The organism is Asticcacaulis benevestitus DSM 16100 = ATCC BAA-896 (genome assembly GCF_000376105.1).
GTDB classification, from domain to species: Bacteria; Pseudomonadota; Alphaproteobacteria; order Caulobacterales; family Caulobacteraceae; genus Asticcacaulis; species Asticcacaulis benevestitus.
In genome coordinates this window covers 1-2,299 of sequence record NZ_AQWM01000081.1, presented here as the reverse complement: position 1 = coordinate 2,299, position 2,299 = coordinate 1, and the positions used below count along the sequence as shown (strand labels likewise).

3 protein-coding genes are annotated in these 2,299 nt (G+C 56.1%); all 3 read right to left on the bottom strand.

Going from position 1 to position 2,299, the window contains the following annotated elements:
* The coding region (gene tnpC, locus B060_RS0123385; RefSeq protein ID WP_018084207.1) for an IS66 family transposase at nucleotides 1-1,459 on the bottom strand (1,459 nt) is incomplete at its 3' end.
* 79 nt (nucleotides 1,460-1,538) lie between these two features.
* Nucleotides 1,539-1,886 (bottom strand): IS66 family insertion sequence element accessory protein TnpB, encoded by a 348-nt coding sequence (gene tnpB, locus B060_RS0123380; RefSeq protein ID WP_018084206.1) that lies wholly within the window; start codon nucleotides 1,884-1,886, stop codon nucleotides 1,539-1,541.
* Nucleotides 1,883-2,230 (bottom strand): transposase, encoded by a 348-nt coding sequence (locus tag B060_RS0123375; RefSeq protein WP_018084205.1) that lies wholly within the window; start codon nucleotides 2,228-2,230, stop codon nucleotides 1,883-1,885. Before B060_RS0123375 ends, tnpB begins: the two co-directional genes overlap by 4 nt.
* Between the last annotated feature and the right edge of the window lie 69 nt (nucleotides 2,231-2,299).

The following is a 2,299-nucleotide window of genomic DNA, read 5'->3' as shown; positions in this document are numbered from 1 at the left end:
ACGCCCGTTCGGCGGCATTGTTCGACAGACAGACCCGACCATCCGTCAGGAAGAGTGTGAAGGCGTGCCAGCGGCTGAGCATGTAATTCAAGGCTTTGCGCAGGTCATGCCCATTAGGCAGCTTCGCTTTCTGATCTTGCATCCAGGGCTCAAGATCGTCGATAATGGGTTTACTTAGAGTTTGGCGTACAGCAAGGCGCTCTTCAGGACTTTTGCCATTGATGCCACGCTCGATCTCGAAGAGGGCATCGATCCGGCGCACCATTTCCATGGCAATAGGCGACAGGACGGACGGCTTCTTACCTTCGGCCTTACGGCGTGCATTCTGTTCGACGTCGGCCATGATGAAGAAAGGCCTCCTCGCATGCGCCCAGCAGGCAGCTTCTAAAATGGGCCCGGGACTTCGCCCCGGTTTATAAATTTCACCATAACCGGAGTAGGCGTCGGCCTGGAACAGACCTTTAAATTTAATCAGATGCGCTTGAGGATGTTCTCCACCGCGATCGCGGGAATAATAGAACATGGCCGATGGTGGCGACGTGCCCCCGAAGGGCTTGTCGTCTTTTACATAGCCCCATATTCGGCCCGTAATCGTCTTCCCCTCTGCCAGCACAGGCACTGTGGTGTCATCGCCGTGTAAACGCTCGCCCTTGAAGGTGTGCGCCTCAACCAGTCGGATCAGGGGCACCAGCGCCAGACAGCTGGCGCCAACCAGATCAGCGACCGTTGACAGGCTGATCGGTACCCCTTCCAGCGCATAGCGCTCAATCTGACGATTGAGAGGTTGGTGCTGACCGAACTTCTCGAACAGGATCATGGCTATCAGGCTGGGGCCAGCCCACCCCCGTGGAATGGTATGGAACGGCGATGGCGCCTGGCTGATTTTCTCGCAATCCCGGCATGAGAACTTCTCGCGTACGGTTTCAATGACCTTCCACCTGCGCGGAATAGATTCGAGCGTCTTCGTGACATCTTCACTGAGCTTGCGCAGACGATCGCTGCCACAGCAGTCGCAGACGGTTGGTCCAGGCACAACGACGCGTTCGCGAGGCAGGTGTTCTGGGAAGTTCAAACGGGTATGAGGCCGGCTGCGCGTAAAGCCAGCCACATGCGTCGCTTTTGAGACCGCCATCTCCGCCAACAGCTCGGCTTCCGTCGCTGTGGCCTCAAGCTCTTCAAAGGTCATTTCAAGCTGATCGGTCAGACGGGCAGATCGTTCAGAGCGTTGGCCATGGATCTGCCTTTGAAGTTTCTCGATGACAAGCTTCTGATGGGCGATTATCGCCATATCCTCAGCTGCCTTGGCCTGAGCCACAGCGTGTTCCGCCGCAAGAGTGCTGTGAGACGCCGATTTAATCCTTAAGGCCTCCTCGGCGGCCACCCGTTCTGAGCGCGCCAATGCCAGCTCCGCCCGTAGGGCAGCGACATCATCCGGCAAGGCGTCCAGAGCGTGATCCATACAGAGAAATGAATCATAAAACCCCTTCCCTGTATAGGGTTTTCGCTATATTTGATTCAACATCCTGTGACCATAAATCCTACCCGGCGCTGGTCGGTCGCCAGCTATGTTGGGGATTTCTCCACTCAATACCTTCGAGCAAAAAAGACATCTGACCACTCGTCAGCTGGATCGCGCCGTCCACGGTAGAGGGCCAGATGAAGCGTCCACGGTCCAGTCTTTTTGTATAAAGCGACAGCCCGACCCCATCATGCCAGATCGCCTTAATCAGCCGACCACTACGCCCACGGAAGACATAGACATCGCCGGCGAAGGGCAGGCGCTGCAGATGTTCCTGGACCAACAAGGACAGTCCAGCCATGCCTTTCCTCATATCGAAGTGACCTGTGGCAATCCAGATTTTAGCGGCCGAACCGATGGGGATCATCGCAAGCTCTTCATGATCGCCGAGACCAGTTCAAGAGAAGCCCCAGCGCCAATGCTCACACGAGCGCCGATTTTGAAGTCGATTGTTATCAAACCCGTACCTGATTCCAACCCAGGGCCGGCTGGCCCGTCCGCAAGTAAAGCGGGACTGAAAGAAACGCCGCTGCTGGCCGCCAGAAACTGATCCCGCCATCTGTAAATCAGGCTTGTCGCCACGTCGAACTGCCGGGCTACTTCTGTCACGCTCGAACCAGGCGAAAACGCCAGAGAGACAATCTCGCGACGCTGACTATCATGCCATTTCCGCCGCCGTTCCGGGCCATTTAATAGAATTCCACGCGTCATAATTTGCAGCCTGCACTCGTAAGGACGTCACTAACAGCGCAGCATCACAGATTCAAAGATCAATTGGAA